Genomic DNA, 232 nt, shown 5'->3' with positions numbered 1-232 from the left:
AACCAAAGGGGAAATGAGCGTTCGGGGCGGAATCCTTGATTTGTTCCCGCTCACTTCGGAGAATGCGATTCGGATTGAGCTGTTTGACGTCGAAGTGGACTCTATTCGGACTTTCGATGTGAGTGACCAACGGTCAATAGATAAATTACAGTCGATAACGATTCCTCCCTGCCGTGAGATTCAAGCGGATAGAAAGCGATTACAATCGGCTGCGCAGGGCGCTTATGAGCTG

At 49.6% G+C, this 232-nt stretch carries 1 protein-coding gene; it reads left to right on the top strand.

The window, feature by feature from the left end:
• On the top strand, positions 1 to 232 hold a 232-nt coding region (locus KVT27_RS26325; protein ID WP_217582348.1), incomplete at both ends, for a hypothetical protein.

The organism is Lysinibacillus sp. GbtcB16 (assembly GCF_019091145.1).
Classification (GTDB): Bacteria; Bacillota; Bacilli; order Bacillales_A; family Planococcaceae; genus Lysinibacillus; species Lysinibacillus fusiformis.
The sequence above is the reverse complement of the archived record's forward strand: the minus strand, read 5'-3'. Positions and strand labels throughout refer to the sequence as shown.